Genomic DNA, 503 nt, shown 5'->3' on the forward strand with positions numbered 1-503 from the left:
CCAGATGGATGGTCGTCGACGTCGAACCTGCGAAAGCAGGAACGGCAGACAGGATCCGGCTTACAGGCCGACTCGTTCGCACTCACTATTTCTCCGCAGTTCTCCTGCGGCGTCGCTCCATGGGGCACACTGGAAGTCATGACCGACGACGACACCTCCTGGTACTACGACATCAGCACCAAGCAGGTCGTACAGGGCAAGCAGACCAACGCCCTCGACCGCATGGGCCCGTATCCGGACAAGGCCACCGCGGAGCAGGCGCTGAAGATCGCCGCGGCTCGCAACAAGGCCGCCGATTCCGACGACGACTGGAACAACTGACGGTGCTGCTCACCCGGCTGAGGGCTCCGGGCTTCGACTTCGAGGCCATCAGATCCGAGTTCGCACTGACCGAGGCGTTCGACCCGGACGTGATGCGCGAGGCGGTCGAAGCCCGAGACCTGCACGCCGACAGCAGAATCGACCGCACCGACATCCCGTTCGTCACCATCGACCCACTCGGC

General features: G+C 63.8%; 1 protein-coding gene and 1 pseudogene. Both read left to right on the forward strand.

Annotated elements, in window-relative coordinates:
* The first annotated feature begins 138 nt into the window (after positions 1–138).
* Positions 139–321 (forward strand): hypothetical protein, encoded by a 183-nt coding sequence (locus RHBS_RS28535; protein WP_045194843.1) that lies wholly within the window; start codon positions 139–141, stop codon positions 319–321.
* Positions 322–323: 2 nt separating this feature from the next.
* Positions 324–503, forward strand: a pseudogene (locus tag RHBS_RS28540) (RNB domain-containing ribonuclease); the annotation flags it as partial.

The sequence above is a fragment of the Rhodococcus sp. BS-15 genome (genome assembly GCF_000813105.1).
In the GTDB taxonomy this organism is placed as follows: Bacteria; Actinomycetota; Actinomycetes; order Mycobacteriales; family Mycobacteriaceae; genus Rhodococcoides.

Bases quoted from the DNA above. Each gene is read 5' to 3' on its own strand.
- RHBS_RS28535 (WP_045194843.1), top strand. From the start codon at position 139: ATGACCGACGACGACACCTCCTGGTACTACGACATCAGCACCAAGCAG.